General features: G+C 34.3%; 20 protein-coding genes. All 20 read right to left on the reverse strand.

Annotated features, from left to right (window positions below):
* Nucleotides 1–70: 70 nt before the first annotated feature.
* Nucleotides 71–1,567 carry a phytoene desaturase family protein gene (locus tag B5D16_RS03680; protein ID WP_078765621.1) on the reverse strand — a complete coding sequence of 499 codons (1,497 nt, stop codon included), beginning with the start codon at nucleotides 1,565–1,567 and terminating at the stop codon, nucleotides 71–73.
* Nucleotides 1,568–1,855: 288 nt separating this feature from the next.
* Nucleotides 1,856–2,815 (reverse strand): SIR2 family NAD-dependent protein deacylase, encoded by a 960-nt coding sequence (locus B5D16_RS03685; RefSeq protein WP_341465182.1) that lies wholly within the window; start codon nucleotides 2,813–2,815, stop codon nucleotides 1,856–1,858.
* A gap of 40 nt (nucleotides 2,816–2,855) precedes the next feature.
* A complete protein-coding gene (locus tag B5D16_RS03690) occupies nucleotides 2,856–3,659 on the reverse strand; it encodes a protein-ADP-ribose hydrolase (protein WP_078765622.1) in 804 nt (267 codons plus the stop codon).
* Nucleotides 3,660–3,664: 5 nt separating this feature from the next.
* Nucleotides 3,665–4,285: a 4Fe-4S binding protein gene (locus B5D16_RS03695; protein WP_078765623.1), complete on the reverse strand. Its 621-nt coding sequence runs from the start codon at nucleotides 4,283–4,285 to the stop codon at nucleotides 3,665–3,667.
* A 146-nt stretch (nucleotides 4,286–4,431) separates the two neighbouring features.
* Complete coding sequence (locus B5D16_RS03700; RefSeq protein WP_078765624.1) at nucleotides 4,432–4,872, reverse strand: Rrf2 family transcriptional regulator; 441 nt, start codon at nucleotides 4,870–4,872, stop codon at nucleotides 4,432–4,434.
* A 58-nt stretch (nucleotides 4,873–4,930) separates the two neighbouring features.
* Nucleotides 4,931–5,701, reverse strand: coding sequence for a nuclear transport factor 2 family protein (locus tag B5D16_RS03705; protein WP_078765625.1), 771 nt, complete (start codon nucleotides 5,699–5,701; stop codon nucleotides 4,931–4,933).
* A 234-nt stretch (nucleotides 5,702–5,935) separates the two neighbouring features.
* On the reverse strand, nucleotides 5,936–6,115 hold the full coding sequence (locus tag B5D16_RS03710) for a hypothetical protein (protein WP_159444274.1): 180 nt from the start codon (nucleotides 6,113–6,115) through the stop codon (nucleotides 5,936–5,938).
* A 33-nt stretch (nucleotides 6,116–6,148) separates the two neighbouring features.
* The gene (locus B5D16_RS03715) at nucleotides 6,149–6,658 is read right to left on the reverse strand and encodes a helix-turn-helix domain-containing protein (RefSeq protein ID WP_078765627.1); all 510 of its coding nucleotides are present in this window, start codon (nucleotides 6,656–6,658) and stop codon (nucleotides 6,149–6,151) included.
* 102 nt (nucleotides 6,659–6,760) lie between these two features.
* The gene (locus B5D16_RS03720) at nucleotides 6,761–7,273 is read right to left on the reverse strand and encodes a nitroreductase family protein (RefSeq protein WP_078765628.1); all 513 of its coding nucleotides are present in this window, start codon (nucleotides 7,271–7,273) and stop codon (nucleotides 6,761–6,763) included.
* 541 nt (nucleotides 7,274–7,814) lie between these two features.
* Nucleotides 7,815–8,291: a flavin reductase gene (locus B5D16_RS03725; protein WP_078765629.1), complete on the reverse strand. Its 477-nt coding sequence runs from the start codon at nucleotides 8,289–8,291 to the stop codon at nucleotides 7,815–7,817.
* 276 nt (nucleotides 8,292–8,567) lie between these two features.
* On the reverse strand, nucleotides 8,568–9,491 hold the full coding sequence (locus B5D16_RS03730) for an AEC family transporter (protein ID WP_078765630.1): 924 nt from the start codon (nucleotides 9,489–9,491) through the stop codon (nucleotides 8,568–8,570).
* A gap of 239 nt (nucleotides 9,492–9,730) precedes the next feature.
* Nucleotides 9,731–10,894: an FprA family A-type flavoprotein gene (locus B5D16_RS03735; protein ID WP_078765631.1), complete on the reverse strand. Its 1,164-nt coding sequence runs from the start codon at nucleotides 10,892–10,894 to the stop codon at nucleotides 9,731–9,733.
* An 89-nt stretch (nucleotides 10,895–10,983) separates the two neighbouring features.
* On the reverse strand, nucleotides 10,984–13,251 hold the full coding sequence (locus tag B5D16_RS03740) for a hypothetical protein (protein ID WP_078765632.1): 2,268 nt from the start codon (nucleotides 13,249–13,251) through the stop codon (nucleotides 10,984–10,986).
* Nucleotides 13,252–13,303: 52 nt separating this feature from the next.
* Complete coding sequence (gene glgB, locus B5D16_RS03745; RefSeq protein ID WP_078765633.1) at nucleotides 13,304–15,223, reverse strand: 1,4-alpha-glucan branching protein GlgB; 1,920 nt, start codon at nucleotides 15,221–15,223, stop codon at nucleotides 13,304–13,306.
* Nucleotides 15,224–15,560: 337 nt separating this feature from the next.
* Nucleotides 15,561–17,855 (reverse strand): hydratase, encoded by a 2,295-nt coding sequence (locus B5D16_RS03750; protein WP_341465183.1) that lies wholly within the window; start codon nucleotides 17,853–17,855, stop codon nucleotides 15,561–15,563.
* A 148-nt stretch (nucleotides 17,856–18,003) separates the two neighbouring features.
* Nucleotides 18,004–19,620, reverse strand: a complete 1,617-nt coding sequence (locus B5D16_RS03755; RefSeq protein WP_078765635.1) for a leucine-rich repeat protein — start codon at nucleotides 19,618–19,620, stop codon at nucleotides 18,004–18,006.
* Nucleotides 19,621–19,631: 11 nt separating this feature from the next.
* Nucleotides 19,632–21,287 carry a leucine-rich repeat protein gene (locus B5D16_RS03760; protein WP_078765636.1) on the reverse strand — a complete coding sequence of 552 codons (1,656 nt, stop codon included), beginning with the start codon at nucleotides 21,285–21,287 and terminating at the stop codon, nucleotides 19,632–19,634.
* Between the two features lie 174 nt (nucleotides 21,288–21,461).
* Nucleotides 21,462–22,505: an ABC transporter permease subunit gene (locus tag B5D16_RS03765; protein WP_078765637.1), complete on the reverse strand. Its 1,044-nt coding sequence runs from the start codon at nucleotides 22,503–22,505 to the stop codon at nucleotides 21,462–21,464.
* Nucleotides 22,505–23,569: an ABC transporter permease gene (locus B5D16_RS03770; protein WP_078765638.1), complete on the reverse strand. Its 1,065-nt coding sequence runs from the start codon at nucleotides 23,567–23,569 to the stop codon at nucleotides 22,505–22,507. Before B5D16_RS03770 ends, B5D16_RS03765 begins: the two co-directional genes overlap by 1 nt.
* Nucleotides 23,569–25,122, reverse strand: coding sequence for a sugar ABC transporter ATP-binding protein (locus B5D16_RS03775; protein WP_341465181.1), 1,554 nt, complete (start codon nucleotides 25,120–25,122; stop codon nucleotides 23,569–23,571). The genes B5D16_RS03770 and B5D16_RS03775 overlap by 1 nt, the downstream gene beginning before the upstream one ends.
* Between the last annotated feature and the right edge of the window lie 7 nt (nucleotides 25,123–25,129).

Genomic DNA, 25,129 nt, shown 5'->3' on the forward strand with positions numbered 1-25,129 from the left:
TTTTATATTTTATCTTATAGATTTTTCTTTACACACCAATCATAGATAGTATCAATTTGATACCATCTATTTAAATCTTTATACTACGTTTTTCTTCCTTTAAGATTCTCTGAATTGCAAACTTACCACTAGCAACTGCAACTGGAAGTCCACCTGGAGAATTAGTCCACTGACCTGCAAGATAAATATTATCAATGCCGTCAAGTTTGCCCTTAAGTCTAATCTGTTTTGCACCCGGAGTTGTTACAAAACTCATGTACCCACCATGATATGCGCCACAATATCTTTCATATGTAAGAGGTGTCCAAGTATCAAGAAGTTCCATCTCTCCCGCAAGTTCAGGATAACTTGCCTCAATTCTCTTAGTAACTTCATCTGTTAATTCCTGCTTAACTCTATCATACTCTTCCTTAGACAAATTCTTCCAGAATTTATAATCAACATCAGTCTGTGAAATGCAAGTCTGAATTACCATCTTGCCATCCTTAACAAAAACATCATCATAACCATAAGCCTTAACATACATTCTATTGAAAACTCTCTCGCCAATCTTAAGAGGTTCAATCTCAGCAAATGTCGTCTCTCCCAAATCAAAGTTCACATCAACAGCATAAGCTACCTGGAACCCGCTTGTAGTTGGATAAGCATTTTCATCCTTATATGCATCAGCTAATTCCTTAGGCATATATGAACTTGGAATCAACTTATTAAATAAAACATGAGTATCAACTGTAGGAATAATATAATCTGCACTAACGCTGCTTCCATCAGCAAATGAAACTGAATTTGCAACTTTTCCATCTAAGTTGATGGCATTTGCTGGTTTATTATAAAATATCTTACCACCTAACTCTTTAAATTTCTTTTCCATACGAAGCGATAACTGAAGTGATGCTCCCATTGGAATCATACCATTTCCGTCAGCCATAGTTGCATATGAAACTAAGAATGAATAAGCTGTATATTCTTTAGGAAGGTAGTCTGTCATAAGTCTCTGAAGAAGTGGACTCTTGAATCTCTTACCATATTCTTCAAGTGAGATTTTGCCATATTCCTTCATAACCTTTGGCATGTCTTTCATTGAAACGCTCATCTTGATGTAGTCCATAACCCCCATCATATCCATAGGTTTCTCAGCAGGGAATAAACATTGCTTTGAATATTCAACGTGCTTAATGAACTTTTCGATTTCATCCTTATCTTCAGGTGAAATCTCAATTAACTCTCTCTGTGTTTTCTCTAAATCATTCCAAAGAGTAGCCGTCTTTCCTTCATATTCTGATGAGAAAAATGAATCAATTTTTGCATATTCAGTATCATCACTAAGTGCACCAACTTTCTTCCAAACATCATAAAGTGATGTGCCCTTCTTTGTACCAGTAAGCCAATGAATACAGTTATCAATGTGATAACCCTTTCTGTTCCAACCTATACACTCGCCACCAGGTATTGCATTCTTCTCATAAATCTCTGCTTCGTATCCTGCAAGAAGTGCATACACACCTGCTGCAAGACCAGAAATACCTCCACCTAAAATTACTACTTTCTTTCCACTCTCATTAGCCATCTTCTAACATCCTCCTTATAAATCTTCATATTCGTTTTACTACTTTTTTATTTCCATCTTGTAGCGAATTTCAAATTTTTTCATTCATCTTCAGTTCGATTCGTTGAATATTTGTTCAACGAATATAAACTCATTATAATTTTGATTCAACGAAATGTCAAGAGTATTTTTTATTTTACTTTTCCTGCTGTTAACAAATCCACTCTGTAATCTATAAGTGAATAAAAAGAAGGAAGAGTAATCTCTTCCTTGCAGTTGAATGTACTCTTCCTTTTTGTTCTATATTATTCAATTGTTTATCCTTGATAAATTACAAAAAATCTGCATATCAAACACCTCTCCAATATCACCATCAATACATATACTTCTATCTTCTAGTTCTCCGGGGCAAAAGGCTTCACCATAGTTTAAGCAGGCATATACGGCATTTTCATTCGATAATGTCATCTGCCAAAATGGATATTTTATGATTACGGGAGTATTAGCACCTACTCCAAGCTCCAAATACAGCACATGAAGATTTTCATGTCTGCGGATAAAATCCGAATATGACGCAGATGCCCTATGCCATCCTTCATCTTCAACAAAAGAATCATCTGCCCTCAAATTCATAGTCATATCAGATCCGTCATCAGGGCACTTTGGAATCATTTCAGAAGGAATTTCCATCAGTATCTTACCATCAAACGGTACCTGAAATACTTCCTGATCATCTCTTACAAAACCTTGTGCTTCCATAGCTTTCATTACCCACTCTTCATTATCAAAGGTTTTCTGAATAGCAGGATTCACGCTCTGAAATAAACCATAATCACCCTGAGTATAAAATAGTCTTTTCTTGTCAAAACCTGCTCTTTGAAACTGATGATCTACATTTGTGGTAATCACAAAATAATCCTTATCGGAAACTATCTTAAAAAGATCCCTATACACTGGCTTGGGAGCATCTATATATCTGTTAAAATAAATATGTCTTGCCCACCAGGCCCAACGGATTTCTTCACTAGGAAACGGATAGAATCCACCTGAATACATATCCCTGATACCAAATCTTTTTACAAAATCAAAGAAGTATTTTTCAAAACGTTCGCCACTGTAAGTAAACCCTGCTGATGTTGATAATCCTGCACCCGCACCTATAACAATGGCATCTGCTTCCTTGATTTCTGTTTTAAGTCTGCTTATCTGTTCTTCTTTGCTTCCCTTACCATAGGACATATTTCTACTAAAGTATCTCAAGGCACTCATCCCCTTATTTATTGTTTCCTGATAACCGTTCGGCATATCATCATATAAGTTTTTCATAAATGGTCCTATCTTCGTCTTTGAAAACATTGAATATCACCCTTTCTATCTTGCCAGGATTTTCACTTAGCCAATCTGATACTGTATTAACCGCAATCTCAGCAGCTTTTTTGTTCGGAAAACAGAATACTCCTGTTGAAATACAGCAAAAAGCTACGCTCCTAAGATCATTTTCAGCACACATGTCAAGTGTGTTTCTATAGCAGTTCTCCAAATCCTTTTCCAATTCCGAAGTAAGTTTGTACTGGACAATTGGTCCTACTATATGAATTACTTTTTTTGCCGGAAGATTATACGCTTTAGTGAGCATTGGAACGGCGGTCGGCTGCTCATAATCTCTTCCATATCTGATTCGAAATTCGTTCATCTGCCTGTTGCACTCAGCTCTTAATTGCACTCCTGCAAAAGTATGGATACAGTTATCTATGCAAGTATGCATCGGAACAAAACAACCAAGCATCTGCGAATTAGCGGCATTAACAATAGCATCCACCGAAAGTCTTGTGATATCTCCTTGCCAGATAGAAAGTCCATCCCTGATAACCGGGATGTCTGATAGATTCACCACACCCTTTTCAGCCGCTCTTTCAGTCAGATATTCATCCTGTACTTTCATTACCTCAGAAGATAATTCTTTTGGCATACGAATATTCATAAGTGACCTTAAGATTCGTCTTTTATCTTCCGTACTATTTGGAATCTTTAAATTCTTATATTCAGCAGAATCTGCCTTAAACTCTTCTACGAGATAATCAAGGCGTTCTTCCTGTGTTGTATTCTTTGGCATAGCCTTCATCTCCTAACTACTGCCCCAGCAGGACAGGTATTCAAACAATTACCACAGTGCAGACAATGTTCCTGCTCTATGACATACGGAATCCCGGTAGTAATGATACAGCTCTGGGGACAAACAGATAAACAGCTTCCGCATCCTATACAATTATCTGTGACAAAATATCCTTCTCGCTTAATCTCTACTTTTCCAAAGTTAAAGGATGCCCTTTCTATAGGTTTCTTTGACAGATCGAACCACTCGCCGGTTCCTTCATATATCTGAAAAACTGTTAGTGCCTTCATGGATTCTTCCGTCGGATAAATCTGATGCATGTATGGATTTTTTTTAAATAGCTCTGGTATCTTGTCATGTCCAAGGTCTCTTACCTTACCTCGGATTGATACCGCAATACTTGACATAGTATCCTCACCTTTCATCGCAGTAAGCGCAAGAAATTGTCTTTTTGTCAATCTGTCATAGAATCCTTTTCCTTTCGCTGTAAGGAAATATAAACTGTCATTATCATAATCCATCATATCTATAGCAGCTGTAACAGGTAGTCCTTCATCATCTACCGTTGCCACAATAGTTGTATGGATTTCTTCCACTATGTATTTCAGATATTCCTTAGTTTCCATATTCCACATCCTTCTAATCACCGAAACCGCTACGCTTGTTTCGGGATTGTATCACGGTCGTCAAATGCTAGTAAGCAAGCTTACTGCATTTTCCTCGTCGTGTAAACAAAAAAAGACTCTGAAGTAAACACCTCAGAGTCTCATTGTTAAGCTTCTTTTGTCAACAGTTCCTGCATTCCGGATCTTAAATCATTAAGAGTGTATTTTTTCATCTCTGATTCCATCGCTTCCTGGATGTTTTTCAATTTATCATCCAATAGCGAATGGATATTCCTACCAACAGGGCACTCTGGATTTGGTGATTCATGAAATCTAAATAAATCTCCATCCTCCAAAGGCTCAATTGCCTGATACACATCATAAAAAGTTATATCTTTAAGATCTCTTGTAAGCTCTATTCCGCCTGTTCCTCTGATAACATTTATTAGCCCTGCATTCTTAAGCTGAGTAAGTATCTTTCTAATGATGACAGGATTCGTATTTATACTGGCTGCAAGAAAATCGCTCGTTACCTTGTGTTCATCCTTAAATGTATCCACACATGTAAAAATATGAAGTGCAACCGTAAATCTGCTTGATATCTGCATTTTTTAATTCCTCCTGCCATCATTTTACTTCATAACAGATGTAGTTGCAATGGTTACATTAAAACTTTCCATTTTCATTAGCCCATGTAGACTTATCAGCTAATGTCTCCATTACATCCCAGTGCTCTGCAATAAATCCATTCTCAACACGGAACAGATCATAGTAGGTTGTAGGTACATCGCCAAAGGTTCCTTCTGAGCAGGCAAGTGCATAATCTCCATCTGCAAGAACCATATGAGTCTTGTTATAAACCATTGAGATTCCCTGCTTAGCCATAGCTTCAAGTGCTGCTCCAAGACCTGAAAGACCATCTGCAATTGAAGTATTATGTTGGATATATTTATCTCCATCGTAGTAAGAAGTGAGCTTGTCAGGATTCTCCCCACGAAGTACATCGCCTACAAATCCAGCTACAACCTTACGTGTCTCTTCCTTGTCTACATCTTTCTTCTCAAGAGTTCCATCAATCTGAGTATGTCCTGAAGGATTAGGAGCTGCCTTGTCTGCCAAATTATCCCAATGCTCTGCAATCTTACCGTCTGCATCGAATCTGAAAACATCGAATCCGACCTGCTCTCCTGCTCCTGCAAAATTATATACTGTCTGAAGGAAAACCTTATCTCCATCCTCGAATGAACGAATGTTATTAACAGTTGTTTTTACAGGTGCCTGTGCAAGTCCTTCAACTGCTGCTACAAATGCATCTGCTCCTGTTCCAAATGCGAGGTTATGCTGAATATAACCTGTTGCAAGAAGTTCCTTTGCCTTTGCGGTATCTCCTGATACGAATGTTCCGATGAGTGCTAATGCTTTTTCCTTATTTGTCATGATTATTTTCCTTTCTGGGCACTGCCCTGCGAGGTAATTATCCTCGAATGTTAAAAAGTTCATTGATGTAACCGTAGTGGTTTCATCTGGTAGTACAAATATATCACACCCGAGATGTAATGTCAATGGTTACATCAAAATTTTTTTTAAAAAATAGTGACTATTATTTCCTCTATTCGATTGTCTCCATCGGTTACTTCATCATAGTGTAAGGTCATGATTCTAGATGTGAGTTCATTTCCAGCAAATAACTTCTTCATTCCCAAAATTGCAAAAAAGGATAACTGTCCCTTTAAGATTTCTATCCCTTAATGTCTTAATTGCATCTTCAAGCTTACCACTTTCATCACTTTCATCACCAACAACAGTTAAACCTTTAACCATTGTTGGTGTATTTCCTATTTCATCATTCAAAATATATTTGCTCAATATAATCTCAAATTTGATTTATCTTTTTTTATATGTCATTACGATTCCAACTACTGAAATCAACAATACAATCGGTGCCAATCTAACAAATACAAATTCGAATCCATGCACTATTGTTCCTGCAACTGCCAATTCAGGATTATTATAATCCCATCCTAAATAAGAACTTTGCATCGCTGCAAGAATAATAAATGTAATAACTATAAGTGCACATACCGATATAAGTATCCCACGAATAGCCTTCAATCTTACCATACTTCTTTTTGCCAACTGTAAATTTATTACTTCTAATTTTTCAGAAATTGTCTTTAAATCATCTGGCATAGGGTCTGTCACAGTTTCTCCAAGCAGTACACCTACAGATACATCCAATTCATCTGCTAAGGCAATCAGCATACTTGAATCTGGAACTGATAATCCATTCTCCCATTTTGATACTGTCTGTCTTACTACATTCAATTTAATAGCAAGTTCCTCCTGAGATAATCCTTTTGATTTTCTAAGTTTTTTAATGTTTTCATTTAGCATAATTTACGCCTCCTTGTTTTTGATGGCTCAATTATATAGAAAAAATATGCGTTGCCACAAGCAACGCACATTAACATTGGCTTATTTACAGGCGTTTAAGCATTATAATTCCTTCACTAGCTCATCCCTGCTCTTTGAAAGTTCATGTCTATCTGATGGCTTAGCATCAGAATTAGCATATCCCACTGGGAATATTGCAATAAGATTATAATCTGCCATTTCAGGGAATAGTTCCTTAATCTTAACTGCGTCAAAATTTGCTACCCATGTTGAAGCAAGACCTAAATCTTCAACCTCAAGCATCATATGTGTTGCCACAATTGAAGCATCAACATCTGCAAAATTCTTTCCATCATATTTTCTGTTCCATGCACTTTCTTCTAACCCACCTACAACAAAAAATAATGGTGCACCGAATGTACATGTTGTAATTTTTCCAATTTTCTCAACACCCTCAGCGCTCTTTACAACCCAAATCTTAAATGGCTGAAAATTAACTGCTGTTGGAGCAAGCATACCTGCCTTAAGAATCTTTTCAATCTTCTCATCCTCCACAGGCTTATCACTTATACTTCTACATGAATATCTTTTCTTAGCTAATTCTAAAAATTCCATACCTAACCTCCTATTAATTCTTAGTTATCTTTACGCACCTACATTTTCTTACTTATTTGTATTTTTATCCTAAAAGTAAGAATTATTTATTTCTATTTTACAATTAAATAGCTTGTTTTTCTTACTTTTAATCATTTTCCTTCTAAAAGTAAGAATATCTCCATCATTATTTTATTTAATCAATCTATTCATTCTTACTTTTCATACTTTTTTATTCAAAAGTAAGAATCTTTTTAATCTTCACTCATCTTTAACAAGTTGCTTTTTCTTACTTTTAACCATTTTCTTTCCAAAAGTAAGAATAATATAATCATATTATTACTTTTAGTAACTTACAAATTCTTACTTTTCAAACTATTTTAACCCAAAGTAAGAATTTCACAGCCCGGACTCATCATTAGCAAGTTATTTTTACGGCCGTTTTCGCGTTTTTTGCCATATCGGCCGTACCCGGCTCTATTTTCACCTCAATCAACAAGTCTCCTTGACTACCTTTAAATCTTCCCATCAAAATAGGATATTTTCAACCTATAAAACCAACCTATTTCTTAATAATCTCACATACTTCAGCAATATACATATCATGCATTGCATCTGTCTTGTAGAACTGATCTACAATATCATCAGGGATATTCTCAACTTCAAGGCCCTGCTTAAATAACTTCTTGCAAACAAAAGTTGTTGTTGCCTCAGCGAATCCTACTGAGCCTTCAACTTCAATTGGTGTAAGGCCTGATTCATGCATCTTGTCCATTTCACGACCTGACTTGCTTCCTAATACACCAAGAACACTCTTATACTTCTCAGGGAAGAATGTAAGAGTAAATGTATCATTATTATCTACATACTCATGAGTATATCTTGAAGTTCTAACATAAACTGTTACAACATTCTTGCCCCAAAGTGTTCCAAGGCCACCCCAACTTACTGTCATTGTGTTAAAATCATCTTTCTTTCCAGCTGTAAGAAGCGCCCACTCCTTATCAAACTGACTAAAAATATCTGTTTTAAATTCCATAATCATCTCCAACTTTCTTTTGTATTTCTTTGACGACTTTCTAAATATTCATTTGAAAATCTTTATATCATTTTATTTATATTCTCATAAATAATTTTTCTTTTATCCCGATAATTACTTTTCTTCATATTATTATATCAAATCAGTATCTAATTATATATAATAACAAAAATTATAATATTCTAATTATATTTTTTCATTGCAAACATTAAAGCATTATATATATAATCCGCATGTTTTATACTATAAACAATCATTCCAAACAACAATAACTTTTTACAAAACATTTGATAATACCGACATCAAAATCGTAATGGTTGCAACTGACGAAATTGTAGTAACTGTAATTGCTGAAGATAAAACATCCGTATCTTCACCAGTTTTTTCTGCCTGAATAAGCGGAAGATTTCCAACTGGCATACCGGACATAAGTGCAAATCCAAGTGCTGCATTCTTACTAAATCCTACGCCTCTTACAGCAAATGCAATCGCCATTGGAATTAACAATAATCTAAATACCACATGAAGCCATAGCTTCTTATTCTTAAATCCTTTGATAATATCAGATCTTGCTATTGATACACCAAGAAGAACCATTGATAAAAATACCGTTGCATTACCAACATAAGCAATTGTATTATCAATTATAAATGGTAATTTAATTTTAAAAGCAAATATTACCATACTAAACACAGCTGCAATTGTTCCAGGATTAATTACTTTAAGAAGGTTCATCTTCTCCTTACCAGAACTTAATACTGTTATACCATGTGTGTAAAACAATAAACTATACATAACGTTACAAACTATAACATATACCATTGCTTCTTTTGGAAGCACCGCCTTAGCAACTGGAATACCTATAAATCCAACATTGGTATAAACCATCATCATAGTATAGAACTTTCTTTTTCCCGCTTCAACACCATAAAGAAATGGCATAATCATACCAAGTATCACATAGAAAATATGTATTACAACACCTGCTAACACTGCAAAAAGCAATACTTTCTTTCCCGATGTAACGCTGTTTGGATCAAGCGATGCAAGTATAATCGCCGGATTACAAACATCCGCTACAATAGCAGATAATTTCTTAGATGTCTGGCTATCAACCACATCCTTCTTAAAAAGATATACTCCAATTAAAACGAGAAGTGAGATGACAGCCATTTGCTGTAGAACAATCAATGTACTCATAATTCATAAACGATAAGTTTACGCATATACCTTGCTATAAACCTATATTCCTTCCATTAGTTTTTCCTTCATCCTATACAAAAACTCCATTATGGATTATATTCTATTTCGTGCTAAGTATCAATAAAGATAGTATCATTCTGATACTATCTTCTTTACTTTGATCTATATAATAATACGATAATTTTATATAATACAATATATTACATTAAATACTAACTCTATAATATCTACCAATCTTAATCAGCCAATATTTCCTTAGCCAACTGCTTAATCTCTTCTTTGTTAGCGTCTGATACTGTTGACTTAATTGTTACCATTGTATCACAGAATGTAATATCACTAAGTTTTTCAAAACCAGCCTTCATGAACTTACCACTCATTGGAGCCCATGTACCATTCTGGATGAAACCAACTTTTCTCTTCTGATAATTTTTATGTTCAAGATCATGTAAGAACATGCTTACAATTGGCATAAGTTCTGTTTCATATGTTGGTGATGCAAGTACTAACTTACCATACTTAAATGCATCTTCAATAGCTTCTGAGAACATATCTCTTGCAAGGTCATGCATAGCAACTTTCTTACAACCCTGTGCAAGTAATTCTTCCTTTAAAAGTTCTGCTGCCTTAGCTGTATTTCCATGCATTGAAGCATATACAACAAATACGCCTTCTGCTTCAACATCATATGCTGCCCAAGTCTTATAAAGGTTAATATAGTATTCAAGATTTTCAGTTAAGATTGGACCATGAAGTGAGCAAATAATTTCAATATCAAGTGCATCTGCCTTAGCTAAAACTGCAGAAACCTGTGGTCCAAACTTACCACAAATATTAAAGTAATATCTTCTTGCTTCACAAGCCCAGTCTTCATCAGTATCGAGTGTACCAAACTTACCAAATGCATCCGCAGCAAATAGTATCTTTTCGCTACTTTCATATGTCATCATAACTTCTGGCCAATGAACCATAGGAGCCATAACAAAATTTAATTTATGACTACCAAGATCTAATGTATCGCCTTCCTTAACTGTAACTTTCTTATCTTCTGCAACTTCAATTCCAAACTGAGTAGCCATTCTGAAAATCTGAGCATTTGCTACAACCTTAACATCTGGATATTTAGCTATAAATGAGCTAACGCCTGCACTATGGTCTGGTTCTAAATGCTGAACAACAATATATTCAGGTTTCTTTCCATCGAGAGCCTTTTCTACATTATCTAACCATTCATCGACAGCTCTTTCATCAACGCCATCCATAACTGTAATCTTTTCATCTAAGATTACATATGAATTATATGCCATACCATTAGGTACTGGATACTGACCTTCAAATAAATCTAAAGTCTTATCATCAACACCTACATAAACTACACTGTTAGTAATATTCTTATTCATTTCTACCTCCAATCAATCAGAAACATAATTAATTATATTTCCCATTATTAAACTAAATAATCTATATAATACTCCATTATTTTCTATAATTAGTCTATACTTCTATCACTAGCATCCTTATACTGAAGTTCTTCCTTATATGCATATATCTTCTCACCATTTTCATTTACAACATATCCATATACACTTTCAGCTTTAGATACTGCTTTATTCTTAACAGAATAAATATCAGCTAATTCACCATCAATATATAAATAGTAGAACTGTCTGTCATTCGGTGGAATATTTAAGTCTATTGTTGTATTTCCACCATATGTATTTTTACCAGTTGAAGTTTTAGTTTCTTCTTCACCATTATTATTACTTGCATCAGCTGTTTCCTTAGTTTCAACTTCAACTTTATCATCTGGTGAAGTAACATATATCTTAGCTGCTTTAACAACTAATTTTTCTCTTACATCTAAAGGATATTTAAAAACAAGAACAGGCATTGTTTCCTTAAGTTCTGTTACTATGAAACTTGGATTTGCTATTTGCTCTTCATCACCCTTAGTTTCAAACAACTGATCGTTAGCAATATTCTTGCCCTTCTTAGTTCTTGATAAACTAATCATATTACCCTTAACTTCAACATCCGTTACTCTAATATCATCCTTTGAGTAATTAGTTGAAACATGTAAATCCTTATCAAGTATGTACATGTTTTTCATTGGGAAAACTATGTTTCCATCAGCATCATTATTTATCTCATCAGCATTTGCTATGCCATATATAAGATCCTTACCAGCATATGCACAAACCCTGATTCTTTCGCCTTCATTTGCTTCGATATCTCTCACACTACCTGTTTCGAAGTTCATTACAGTCATGCTCTTTGCATCCCTTAAATTGCCATCCTTACAATATGCAATTGTATCCATGTTATCATTAACTGCATATGTACCTGGCTCAAGATTTGAAACAACCTGACCATGCTCTTTCGTCGCAAGATTTACATAGTTAATACAAGAATCGATGTATATATATAACACGCCATCTGCGATGTAATAAAGTGTACCAACTTCATTTGCTAAAATCTCATATGGTTTATCATACTCAACAAATATTCTTTCACGAGTTTGATTTTTCTCTTCATTATAGCTGTATGCAACAATACCGTTCTGACCTATGTGTTCCTTTGAATTAAGGTAACCATAAACGATGAATTCAACATTTCCATCATCATCAACACTCATACATTCAAGTTCCGAATCCTTACGATTATCCTTTGCATTTCGACCAATTGTGTATATACATGTAGCCTCGTAATCATCAGTATTAATGCACCATAAACTATCGCCTAAAACATAAGCTATATATTTATTGTTTTCACTTTGTTTATAATCAAAGCCCAAAGTTTTTTGAATACCAAGATTAATTCTCTCGCTTGTAATGGTACCACCACTTGCTTCAAAAACCTGCTCCATAGTTCTATCATAAGATCTTAAATAAACAGTATCAAGGGCTGACCATACTCTAAAGTACTCTTTAACATTATAGAATTCATCCTGTTTAAAATCATTCGGTGCCTTAACCAAATAATCAAGTTCATATGCACCAACATCGCCATCCATTTCAAGAAGTGTAACTGTAGGTTCACCAACACGACTAACTTCCATGTTACCCCAAGTAACCTGAGCAAATGATGACTTAATAGTTACATGCCCAAGATTAGAATTATCCGTATTACTATCCGGTTCTATATAACCTATAATACCCTTATTCCAACTAGCAGCCTTTTCATAATCAAAAGTTGTATCGCTAAAGAACTTAACAAACTCTGCTTGCTCTTTTACAAAACTCTTTTCAAGACACTCAATTCTACTATAATATCTTACTTCATTATAATCATCCGTAGAAAGTGTAATTATAAGAACCCACTCCTTATTAACCTGTCCACTTTCAGGAAATTCTAACACAGCAGAAATTTTATTATCATTTTCCTTAGTCTTAGTAATATCAGTAGATAAAATATTCTGAGTTTCACCGAAGCTTACAATATCAACGTGAATATTTTTAACAGAAGCTCCGTTCTTATCAATCTTAATCTTAAAATTTCTATTCTCTTTATCAACAACAACTAAACTATCATGAATCTTTGTAGTATCCATCTTAGTTGTATATCCATGCAAGGAGTTTATTTCTTTTTCATCACAAACAGTACTGACAGTAGGAAGTACTCCAAGTTCCTCGGAAAATTCAAGAGGTGCATCATCTCCATCCTTTCCCGACTTAGAGTACTTCATTACATACATTATCATCGTACCAAGCACTGCAATTATCGCTAATGCAGCAAATATTCTGATAACCTTTTTCATGGTTTAAAACCTTTCGTATTATTGAATTTACAACATACTATACTTCAATAACTTATTTCTTGGTCTCAGTTTTTGTACTCTTTCCACCTCTCTTAACTGGCATTTTAAAGATTACTGATTCACATCCAGCTAAAGGATATTTAATGTGATATGGCATGCCATCACATTCACCCTTCTCTGCCTTAATTGATATTTCCTCATATTCATCCTTTGATGATAATATAAGTTTGTACGTTCCAGAAATCGGAACACCGACCATGTAATCATCCCTATCAATAGGCGTGAAATTGCAAACAAATACTAAACCGTTTTTATAGTTTTCATTAGTCTTTCTAATAAAACTAAAAATGCTTCTATCTGCATCATCACAATTAATCCATTCAAATGAATCATATGCTAATGTATCAGCGTATAACGAAGGTGTCTCCTTATACAAATGAAGCAACTTCTTTACATGCTCTGATACACCCTTATGTGTATCCTCTTTCAGCAAATACCAATCCAAGCTTTTAGCTTCTGACCACTCAGCAAGCTGAGCAAATTCCTGTCCCATAAATAAAAGTTTTCTACCAGGATGACCAAACATAAATGTATATGCTGTCTTTAAGTTCTTAAACTTATCCTCTGGATAACCTGGCATCTTATTAAGCATTGAGCACTTAAGATGTACAACCTCATCATGAGAAATAACTAAAATAAAGTTTTCACTAAATGCATATGTCATACCAAATGTCATATTATTGTGATTGAATTTTTTGAAATATGGATCGAGTTTTACATACTGTAAAAAGTCATTCATCCAACCCATATTCCATTTATATGCAAAGCCAAGACCATTATCCTCAGGCGCCTTTGTAACATTAGGCCATGCAGTTGATTCCTCTGCAATTAAGTATGCTGATGGATACATCTGTTTTAATACAGAACTTAGATGTTTAAAGAATTCAATAGCTTCTAGATTTTCATTTCCACCATTTTTATTTCTTACCCACTGTCCATCATTTCTACCATAATCAAGGTAGAGCATAGATGCAACTGCATCAACTCTTAAACCATCTATATGATACTTATCAACCCAGAATAATGCATTCCCTATAAGGAAATTAATGACTTCTGTTTTCGAATAATCAAATACCTTTGTACCCCAGTCAGGATGTTCACCCTTTCTAGTGTCGGCATATTCATAAAGTGGAGTTCCATCAAACATTGCAAGACCATGTGCATCCCTTGGAAAATGCGCTGGTACCCAGTCTAGAATAACTGCGATTCCAGCCTGATGAAATTTATCAACCAAATACATAAATTCCTTAGGCTCACCATACCTTGATGTTGGTGCATAATATCCTGTTACTTGATATCCCCATGAACCATCAAATGGATGCTCTGCAATACCCATAAGTTCCACATGCGTGTATCCCATTTCTACTACATACTTGCAAAGTTCATCAGCTGCTCTCTTATAATCATAAAATCCATCTTTTGAATCCTTATCATAATCCTTTTTCCAAGAACCAAGATGAACTTCATATATAGACATAGGCTTTTCATAATGATTTTCCTTAGCCTTTTCTTCTTTCCACTTATCATCCTTCCACTTATATCCTTCAAGATCATAAACTCTTGAAGCGTTGCCTGGACGTTTTTCACTGTAGAAAGCATAAGGATCTGCCTTATATAATGTCTGTCCACTTTCTGTTACTATAACATACTTATACATATCCCCGCTCTTTACGCCAGGGATAAATAGTTCCCATATACCGGAGTCTCCAATACGCTCCATGTTATGGTCAAATCCGAGCCAATCATTAAAATCCCCAATTATACTGACTGTCACGGCATTCGGTGCCCATACTGCAAAATAAGTACCTTTTCTGTTTTTTACTTTTGCAGGATGTGCTCCCAATTTTTCATAAATCTTATAATGCGTACCATTGCCAAACAGATAGCAATCGTCCTTTGTAATAAAATCCATTATAAATACCTTCCTTCTCTCGTTTCTCCTGGTAACCCCAAGTTACCTTTAGTCTCTCTCATATGAATTTTGTCCTTTACGTAGTCATTTGTAAAAACCCAATTTTTGTAAAAACATTTTGCTGTACAGGGCTATACTATCTATCACGGACACTGCTCTCGCACATTGCGGGCTTCCCCTAGCGGAACTAAGTTCGCACTCGATTTATATCGGTGCTCACTAAGTACCGAGACCCGCTATGGTCCTTGCTAGATAGTATAGCCCTGTAACTGAAAATGTTTTTATTTGATTATACGAATACTAAGTAGCAAATTGCTACTTAGTATTCAGTTAAATTTTATATGCTTTTATTATTATAATTAATCAAGCAACCTTTAAGGATGATTTCTCTTTCATCATCTGTCATTTCACCAAGTTTAAGTGTGAACTCTTTAAGTCCTTCACCTGGCTTAACAACGAATGCCTTGATTTCTGATTTCTTTTCCTTAACAGCATTTGCTACTTCAGGGATGAAGATGTAATCCCCGTTAGCAAATGGTAAGTTATCATCTTCAAAGATGAATGGAAGCATACCCCAGTTAATAAGGTTTGATCTATATCTCTTAGTAGCGTATGACTTAGCAATGTTAGCCCAGCCACCTAAAACCTTCTGACATGATGCAGCCTGTTCTCTAGCTGAACCATCACCAGGCTTAACAGCGTAAATTGTACTACCAACACCTGTATTTTCTTTTGAAACATCACTATATGTTTCTTTGATTGTATGCATAACATCCTTAAGTTCTGGAAGAACTTCACCCATGCACTTTCCTTCTTCTCTAGCCTTCTCAGCTGCCTGAACTTCCTTAGCTCTGCCAACGTAAGCAGGGTCTTTTCTTGAAAGTGTAAATTCAGCAAGACCAAGTGGGTTAGATCTGTAACTTGATGTTTCACCTGATGGAATAAGTTCATCAGTTGTTGTAACTGGATCATGAATTTCAGATACAACCTTAATTACCAAGTTATCTGTAAGAGCTACCATCTTAGGCCAATCCTTGATGTTTGGTCCAAAGTGAATTTCTGCATTAGGATCTGCAACACCCTTTGAATCAAATACTCTATTTTCATAAATTGATTTATCAAAGTGATATGTAGGACCTGTAAGTTCAAAGTCCATATCCATTGCTGATGTAAGGAAGCCCTTGTTAGCAGCTGTAGCTGCAATTGATCTAGCATCCATAAGAGCAACAGATGAAATCTGACCATTCTGTAACTTACTACCTTCTCTGTTAGGGAAGTTTCTAGTAGAATGTCTGATTGAAAATGCATTATTAGCAGGTGTATCACCAGCACCGAAACATGGTCCACAGAATGCAGTCTTAAGAATTGCACCTGTTGCTAAAAGATCAGCAGCCTTGCCGTTCTTGAATAATTCCATGTAAATAGGTGTAGATGCAGGATAAACTGATAAAGTAAATTCATCACATCCGATGCTCTTACCCTTTAAGATATCAGCTGCAGCACAGATGTTTTCAAATCCACCACCTGCACAACCTGCGATAATACCCTGTTCAACATAAAGTTTACCGTCAACAATTTTATCCATAAGTGAATATTCTACCTGACCATCAAGTGATACAAGTGCCTTCTTCTCAACGTCAGCAAGAATATCCTTAAGATTTGCATTAACTTCATCAATTGTATAAGTATTACTTGGATGGAATGGCATAGCAATCATAGGTTTAATCTTATCAAGTTCAACATAAACAACTCCATCGTAATATGTAACTGCTCCAGGATTTAACTCCTTGAAGTCTTCACTTCTACCATGTATATCAAAGAAATCCTTAATCTTATCATCTGTTCTCCAAATAGATGAAAGACAAGTTGTCTCTGTAGTCATAACGTCAACGCCAATTCTGAAATCAGCTGAAAGATTAGCAACACCAGGACCAACAAATTCCATAACCTTGTTATTTACATATCCATTAGCAAATACTGCTCCAATAATAGCAAGAGCTACGTCCTGAGGACCAACACCCTTTGCAGGAGTACCTGTCATGTAAATAGCAATAACTTCTGGTCTGTTAATATCATATGTCTGTGAAAGTAACTGTTTTACAAGTTCAGGACCACCTTCACCCATAGCCATAGTACCAAGTGCACCATAACGAGTATGTGAGTCAGAACCTAAAATCATCTTACCGCCACCTGCAAGCATTTCTCTTGCGAACTGATGAATAACTGCCTGATGAGGTGGAACATAAATACCACCGTATTTCTTAGCACAAGAAAGACCAAACATGTGGTCATCTTCATTGATAGTACCACCTACTGCACAAAGTGAGTTGTGACAGTTTGTAAGTACATAAGGAATAGGGAATTTTTCAAGGCCCGATGCACGAGCTGTCTGAATAATTCCAACAAATGTTATGTCATGAGATGTAAGTTTATCAAACTTAATCTGTAATTTATCCATGTTGTCAGAAGTATTATGGTCTTTAAGAATATTATAAGCAATAGTACTCTTTAAAGCCTCTTCCTTTTCTACAAATCTACTACCGAGTTTTCCTTTAACTGCTTCTATACCTTCGTTAACTTCAATGATTTCACTACCGTCAACAAGATATGCGCCGCCTTCACTTAATTTAATCACGTGATTTCCTCCTACTTATCCATAATGAATTCTATTAATTATACCATTTTTTGCCTTTCTTTACAACAACAGGCCGCTTTAAATCACTAAAAAACAGCCATACTCACTATCACCAGTGAACATGACTGTTTTATTTCACATTTTACTAAACTATCTTGCAATTAATATGTGATTTTTTAAATAACCTCTTATATACTTTCTTCTTTGTTTTCGGAACTCTTATTATAACATTCTTAATTCCAGTGTATGCTTTTTTACTTACTTTTTTAAGTTTCGTTGTCTTAATAACTATTCTTTTTAACTTTTTACATTCAGCAAATGCTCCTGCTTTTATCTCTTTAATATTCTTTCCAATACTTACTTTTTTTATCTTTTTATTTCCATAAAAAGCATTCTCTCCAATAGAAACAACTTTATATTTATATCCATTTATTTTAATTGTTGAAGCAATATTAATAGTCTTTAAGTTCTTTTTCATTAAACCAACAACTTCAACTTTTCCAATTATTCCTTTATTATCTCCCTGTTTTAAAACTTTATATACAAGCTTTCCATCACTAATACTATCAGCATTTTCTGATTCTTTAATTATTGAATTAGAAGTAATATCAAACTCTCTTGTAATACTTCCACCGAATATACCCTTACCAGTTATAATGACTTTGCCTTTACCAGGTTTTATATTATTTTCATACTTTACAGTATAGTCCTCGCCTTCCTTTAGGCCGATCACATTTACCTTTGGAGTAATCGCTTTACCTGTATATTCAAACTCACCCTTTTCCATTTCTAATTTGAAATTATTTAAACCTATTTTGGCACTTTCATCTAATGATTTACAATAAATTACATATGCATTCTCTCCATATTTAACCTCTGGTAAAACATATACATACGAACTTGAAACATCCCCTGTATAATTTGCCCAGCTTGAAAACAAACTATAATTACCTTCCGCCGCCACTACAAGTATACAATTTGAAAGCTCATATCTGTATCCATCATTTTCAAACTTAGTTTTAGAAAGATCTTCTTTTCTAAGATTATACTCCACTAAAAAAACTTCTGCATATTTACATTCTTTATCTATCGAAACAATTACTCTACCACCCAATATATGTATTGAGTTTAATGGCTTAGTCAACCTGACAAGTTCTATATCACAATAGCCATGATTACCATATTCTTTTAACATTTCAACGCTAATATTTAACGTACCCGATTTCATATAAAAATCAGATGTTTCTATAGCATTATAAGAATATTCTCCCACGTAACCATTGATATTTATTGTAGGACCATCTATTTCCACCTTGCCAGTTGATTCAATCAATTCGGAAAAAGCAGTTTGATTATTCTTATTCGAAATCGTTAAACTTCCACTTCCTGTAAATCTTATACCATTAGTATAAGCATTATATATACCAACAACACCTTTCCAAGTTGTTCCATTAATCACCGTTGCATCTACTTCATTTTCACCTTTTACTTCAATCTCTATATCTTCATCTCTAGACTCATATTTATATATAGCTATAGAAGAACCTTTGTAATTATCAAGGGTTAACTTCATTTTTTTGCCATCCCAGCTCAGCCCTTTAAATTGATGTTCTTCATCCATTAAAGTAAAACCATCTCCATTATAAACAACAATTCCTACGTCACCTTCTAGCGCATATACTTCATTGTTAAACTTAGCTATCGAAAGTACAACAATCAACATTAAAAATACTTTCAGAAAATTCATTAAATATTTATTCATTATTAATCCCCTTATTGTTCGAATCTAACATTTTTTTCTTTTATTAATTTTTTATAATATTTCTTCATATTCTTTGGTACAACAATCACACAATTCTTTTTCACTCCAGAGTATGCCTTTTTACCAATCTTTTTTAATTTCTTTGTCTTAATAACTATTCTTTTTAATTTTTTACAATTAGCAAATGCTCCCTCTTTTATCTCTTTTACATTCTTTCCAATACTTACTTTTTTTATCTTTTTATTTCCGTAAAAAGCATTCTCTCCAATAGAAATAACTTTATATTTATATCCATTTATTTTAACTATTGAAGCAATTTTTACACTTTTTAAACTCTTCTTTCTAAATCCTATAACTTCAACAGTTCCCGCCTTTTTCTTAGTTGCTTTTTTTATAACATTGTATTTATATCCCTTATCTTTAATAACACATGCTTTAGATATTTTTGTATCCTTCTTATCAGTATCTTCCTTATTAGTTTCTTTCTTGTCAATTTCTATCTGATACTTTACTACAACTGTACCTTTATAATAACCTATACCAGTTATTACCACTTCTGCCGTTCCTACATTTGTATTGTTATTATAAAAAAATATATAATCAATTCCTGGTCTAAGTCCACAAACCTTCACTTTAGGTTTTTTCTCTTTCCCATCATATACGTATTTTTCAGAATCCAAACTTACCTTAAAATTTGAAATATCTGTTTCTGGAACTCTTCCTAGTATTCCTGCTCCCATGTGATTAACATTCTGATATTTCTTATATGATACTTCTTCCCATAAATTCTCATCAAAATTCTTAGTAACGTATCCCACTTCCGTATAAATATAACCTTCTGGCTCCCTAGCATAACTATACACTGGACTTTGCCCTATAATAAGGCAATCAGAAAGTGATATCTCAGGATAATAATCCCCATTTATTACCAATGCAAATATTGGTAAATCAATAGTTCTAGATCTTCCCGTAACACAATCTTTTTCCTCATATCTTGCTAATATAGTTCCGCCCGTTACATTTACCTTTTTTGTAACCGCAATTGTACTATTATAATATTCAAAATCAATCGTGCCATCATAATCTTCTCTAATCTCTTTGTATGGCTCATGATATCCCATTACACATCCTGATTTCATTTCAAACGTATCAACATAAATAGCTCCATATCTACTGCTAGAAATCAAAGAAATTGTTGGTCCATCTACAATAACTCCATTATGAATATCTTCGTTATACTCCGAAGGAATTTGATTATCCGAAGAATAATAACCTATATTATGAAACTTTTCTCTTTCATGTTTTATTTCTAAAAATCCATCTCCCTCAAATGTAATATCAACATTTCTAAGACCTATTGTGGATTTATTATCACTATCTATTATTCTATTCTTCCCCTTTACAATTATCTTAACTTTTTCACATTTGTTTAAAGATGAAAATCTTATACCATAACCATCATAATTATTCATTGTAAGTGTATTATGCGCTGCATCCCAGCTTAGTCCATCAATCCCAGTTGGTTCTACATATTCATAACGATTAGCAGACCACACCAAAATACTAAAATCTCCCTCATCAGCACTAACAAAATCCTTCACGCATACCAAAACGCATAACGTAACAAGAATAAGTAAAATCTTTTTTAATCCCTTATAACTATTCATTTTAAACTCCTTTATAATTATTTTATAAATATACTATCACATTTCTATAATTAAAAACAATCATATAATTCATTACAATATATATACACATATCCATCCCTAATTGTGACAAAAAAGCGGTCACTTACGTGACCGCTCCCAATGAAAGGTTTTTATACATAAAAACTTAGATAGTTAAATGCTTTTCTTTTTTGAAATTACAACACTCTGAATTACAAGGAATACACAAAGCATTAATGCGATTGTAATGCCTGTCCACCAAGCTTCATCAAAGCCTGCATTTGAAACAATATTCTGAATTGTACCAAGTGAAAGTACACCGAATAATGTTCCGATAATATTACCAACACCACCAGTAAGTAGTGTTCCACCGATAATTGATGATGCAATTGCGTTCATTTCCATACCAGCTGCATGACTTGCTGAACCTGATCCAACATGCATGAAGTAAACAAATCCACCAATTCCTGCAAGAAGTCCACAGATTAAATGTGATAAGAACTTTGTTCTCTTTACATTAATACCAAGCATCAACGCTGAATTTGCATTACCACCAACTGCATAGAAGTTTCTACCAAGCTTTGTCCATCTTAAAACAACGAACAATAATGCAACTGTAACAAGTGCAACAACAACACCAATTTCAATATATGCATCAACGTAAATACCTCTTACGTTGTATGATCCCATATATGGAATTCTAATTCTTGTTCCTTTTAATTTAACAAATCCTTTATGTGCAACATTGAAAGGTTTGTTATTTACGATTGTTGTCATACCTCTTGCAAAGAACATACCTGCAAGTGTAACAATAAATGGCTGGATGTCTAAGTATGCTACCAAAAATCCTTGAACCACGCCAAAGAATAATCCAATTAAAATTGCAATCACTAATGCACCTACAACACTTCCATTATGTTTATCAAGATATACCGCACAGCTCATACAAACAAGTGCTGTAACACCACCAACAGAAATATCAATTCCACCTGTAATCATTACAAGACTAAGTCCACAAGCGAGGATTATAAGACATCCATTTGCATTTAATAAATTTAAGAATGTTTGTCCTCTTAAGAATGCTCCTCCTTGAAGAAGCATAGCTCCGATATACATCGCAAAGAATATCACTATAGTGATTGAAAACAAAAGATTGGTATCTGTCATATTTTTAATTCTAGCAAATACATTTGCTGAATCTTTTTTGTCTTTACTCATTATGCTACCTCCTCTTTACTTGCTTTCATATTCTTTGAAAACTGTTTGATTTTTTCTCTAAATACTGGTGAGCTTACAACTACCAAAATAATAACTACGATTGCCTTATATGCTGGTAACGCATTTGAGTCAACTCTGTATTTATAAAGTGTTGTTGTAAGGAACTGAATAACATATGCACCGAGTATTGATGCAGTAAGATTAAACTTACCACCGCTTAATGCATTTCCTCCAAGTGCTACTGCAAGAATTGCATCCATTTCTATATCTTTTGCAATAACCGAGTAATTAATTGTTGAAAGTCTACTAACCTTAATCAACCCGGCTATTGCAACACAGAGGCCTAAAATTACAAAGCATAGAATCTTAATCATCTTAGGGTTAAGACCATTAAGTCTTGCTGAATTTTCATTTATACCAACCGCCTGAGTATATAGTCGAAGATTAGTGAGTTTAAGCACAATTGCCATTACTATTACACAGGCAGCTGCTATGAAAACTGGTGTAGGAATGGGTATTCCGGGTATATATCCACCAAATATTTTAAAGCTCTTTTCTTTTACTTCTGGAAGCTCGTTATTGTTAACCCATGCTGCTATTGAACGTCCAGCTGTATATAAAATAAGGGTCGCAACCATTGGTTGTATTTTAAAGTGTGCAACTAACACACCATTAAATGCACTGAATAACATTGATACAACACAAGCTATAATAAATGCAACGATAATAGGTGCCTGAATATGATCAGGTCTTGTGTTTCTACCACAAAGTACTCTTAAAATTACACTTCCTGCGATAGCAATACCAGCACCAACTGAAATATCCTGTCCACCACATGCTGCAGTAACAAGTGTCATACCAATTGCAAGTATTGCAAGTTCTGAACCATAATCAAGAATACTAATAATGTTTCCTGTTAATACCAAATCCCCCGTATTACTTTTACCTAGCTTGACAGCATAAAATGATGGATCTGCAATCAAATTAAATAACGCAAGAACAAGAAGCGCAGCAATTGGAATAATAATCTGATTTCTTAAAATCTTTGATTTAAAACTTTCCACTAGTTTTCACCTCCTACGTTAGTAATCTCTACAACTTTTTTATTATTATTTTTATCACCTGCAATTGTCTTCATAACATCTGCACTATTAAGTTTATCGCCAACTAATTCTCCAACAACCTTGCCATCTCTCATAACAACTAATCTGCTACAAGTTCTAAGCATTTCATCTGTTTCAGAAGATATAAATGTAATACTCATACCTTCTGATGCAAGTTTAAGAACTAATTTTTGAATATCAACTTTTGTACCAACATCAATACCTCTTGTTGGTTCATCAAGTATTAAATACTTTGGCTTTGTAAGTAACCATCTTGCAAGAATAACCTTCTGCTGATTACCACCGGATAAAGACTTAATAGGGGTTTCAGATGATGCAGTCTTTATCGATAGTAATTTAATATATTCCTGAGCGATTTTTTCAGCCTCAGCTTTTGAGTATGGTTTAGTAAATCCCTTAAGGACCTGACTTGCTAAAATAATATTATCCTTTACAGATAGATCCCCGATGATACCATCATTCTTTCTATCTTCAGGAAGATATGCAATACCCTGTTTCATAGCGTCTAAAGGTTTGTTAATTCGTACTGCTTTTCCATCTACGCTAACCTGTCCACCAACAACCTTATCAGCACCAAAAATAGCTCTTACACATTCAGATCTACCAGAACCAAGAAGTCCTGTAAATCCATTAACTTCACCCTTTTTAATGTGGAAGTTAAATGGCTTAATTCCTGATGTTGAACTAAGTCCAACTGCATTATAAATTTTCTTATCTTTGTCAGCGCCCTTATAAACAACAGAGTCATCTTTAATCTCTGACATGTCATCGAATTTCTTACCAAGCATCTTTGAAACAAGTTCAACTCTAGGCAAGTTTTCAATTTCATATTCGCCAACAAATTTTCCATCTCTAAGAACTGTTATTTTATCGCAAACTTCATATACCTGATCAAGGAAATGTGTAACGAATATGATTCCTACACCCTTACTCTTTAAGTCTCTCATAAGTTTAAAAAGTTTTGCTACTTCCTGTTCATCAAGTGATGAAGTAGGTTCATCTAAAATCAATACCTTACACTCCATATCCACTGCTCTAGCAATTGCAACCATCTGCTGAACTGCTATTGAACAACTTGAAAGCTGTGCTGTTGCCTTCGCTGGTATATCAAGTGATTTTAAAATTTTATCGGCTCTTTTGTTCATCTCTTTCCAGTTAACGCCCTTGCTTATGTTTCTGCCGATATACATATTTTCTGCAACTGAAAGATTTGGACATAATGTAATTTCCTGATAAACAGTACTAATGCCAACCTTCTGTGCGTCCTGTGGAGATTTAATATGTACTTCTTTACCTTCAATACTTATCTTTCCACTATCTTTTGTATATACACCTGTCAATACTTTTATAAGTGTTGATTTACCTGCACCGTTCTCTCCCATAAGCGCATGTATCTCACCCTTATTAAGTTTAAATTCTACATTCTGTAAGGCTTTTACGCCTGGGAAGCTTTTGGAAATTTCTTTCATACTTAAAACTAATTTCTCATCCACTTATCTT

The organism is Eubacterium uniforme (assembly GCF_900167115.1).
GTDB lineage: Bacteria > Bacillota > Clostridia > Lachnospirales > Lachnospiraceae > Eubacterium_S > Eubacterium_S uniforme.

Bases quoted from the DNA above. Each gene is read 5' to 3' on its own strand.
- B5D16_RS03755 (WP_078765635.1), bottom strand. From the start codon at position 19,620: ATGAATAAATATTTAATGAATTTTCTGAAAGTATTTTTAATGTTGATT.
- B5D16_RS03690 (WP_078765622.1), bottom strand. From the start codon at position 3,659: ATGCCAAAGAATACAACACAGGAAGAACGCCTTGATTATCTCGTAGAA.
- B5D16_RS03735 (WP_078765631.1), bottom strand. From the start codon at position 10,894: ATGAATAAGAATATTACTAACAGTGTAGTTTATGTAGGTGTTGATGAT.
- B5D16_RS03705 (WP_078765625.1), bottom strand. From the start codon at position 5,701: ATGACAAATAAGGAAAAAGCATTAGCACTCATCGGAACATTCGTATCA.
- B5D16_RS03715 (WP_078765627.1), bottom strand. From the start codon at position 6,658: ATGCTAAATGAAAACATTAAAAAACTTAGAAAATCAAAAGGATTATCT.
- B5D16_RS03680 (WP_078765621.1), bottom strand. From the start codon at position 1,567: ATGGCTAATGAGAGTGGAAAGAAAGTAGTAATTTTAGGTGGAGGTATT.
- glgB (WP_078765633.1), bottom strand. From the start codon at position 15,223: ATGGATTTTATTACAAAGGACGATTGCTATCTGTTTGGCAATGGTACG.
- B5D16_RS03685 (WP_341465182.1), bottom strand. From the start codon at position 2,815: ATGAGTGCCTTGAGATACTTTAGTAGAAATATGTCCTATGGTAAGGGA.
- B5D16_RS03700 (WP_078765624.1), bottom strand. From the start codon at position 4,872: ATGCAGATATCAAGCAGATTTACGGTTGCACTTCATATTTTTACATGT.
- B5D16_RS03740 (WP_078765632.1), bottom strand. From the start codon at position 13,251: ATGAAAAAGGTTATCAGAATATTTGCTGCATTAGCGATAATTGCAGTG.
- B5D16_RS03760 (WP_078765636.1), bottom strand. From the start codon at position 21,287: ATGAATAGTTATAAGGGATTAAAAAAGATTTTACTTATTCTTGTTACG.
- B5D16_RS03695 (WP_078765623.1), bottom strand. From the start codon at position 4,285: ATGGAAACTAAGGAATATCTGAAATACATAGTGGAAGAAATCCATACA.
- B5D16_RS03730 (WP_078765630.1), bottom strand. From the start codon at position 9,491: ATGAGTACATTGATTGTTCTACAGCAAATGGCTGTCATCTCACTTCTC.
- B5D16_RS03725 (WP_078765629.1), bottom strand. From the start codon at position 8,291: ATGGAATTTAAAACAGATATTTTTAGTCAGTTTGATAAGGAGTGGGCG.
- B5D16_RS03720 (WP_078765628.1), bottom strand. From the start codon at position 7,273: ATGGAATTTTTAGAATTAGCTAAGAAAAGATATTCATGTAGAAGTATA.
- B5D16_RS03765 (WP_078765637.1), bottom strand. From the start codon at position 22,505: ATGAGTAAAGACAAAAAAGATTCAGCAAATGTATTTGCTAGAATTAAA.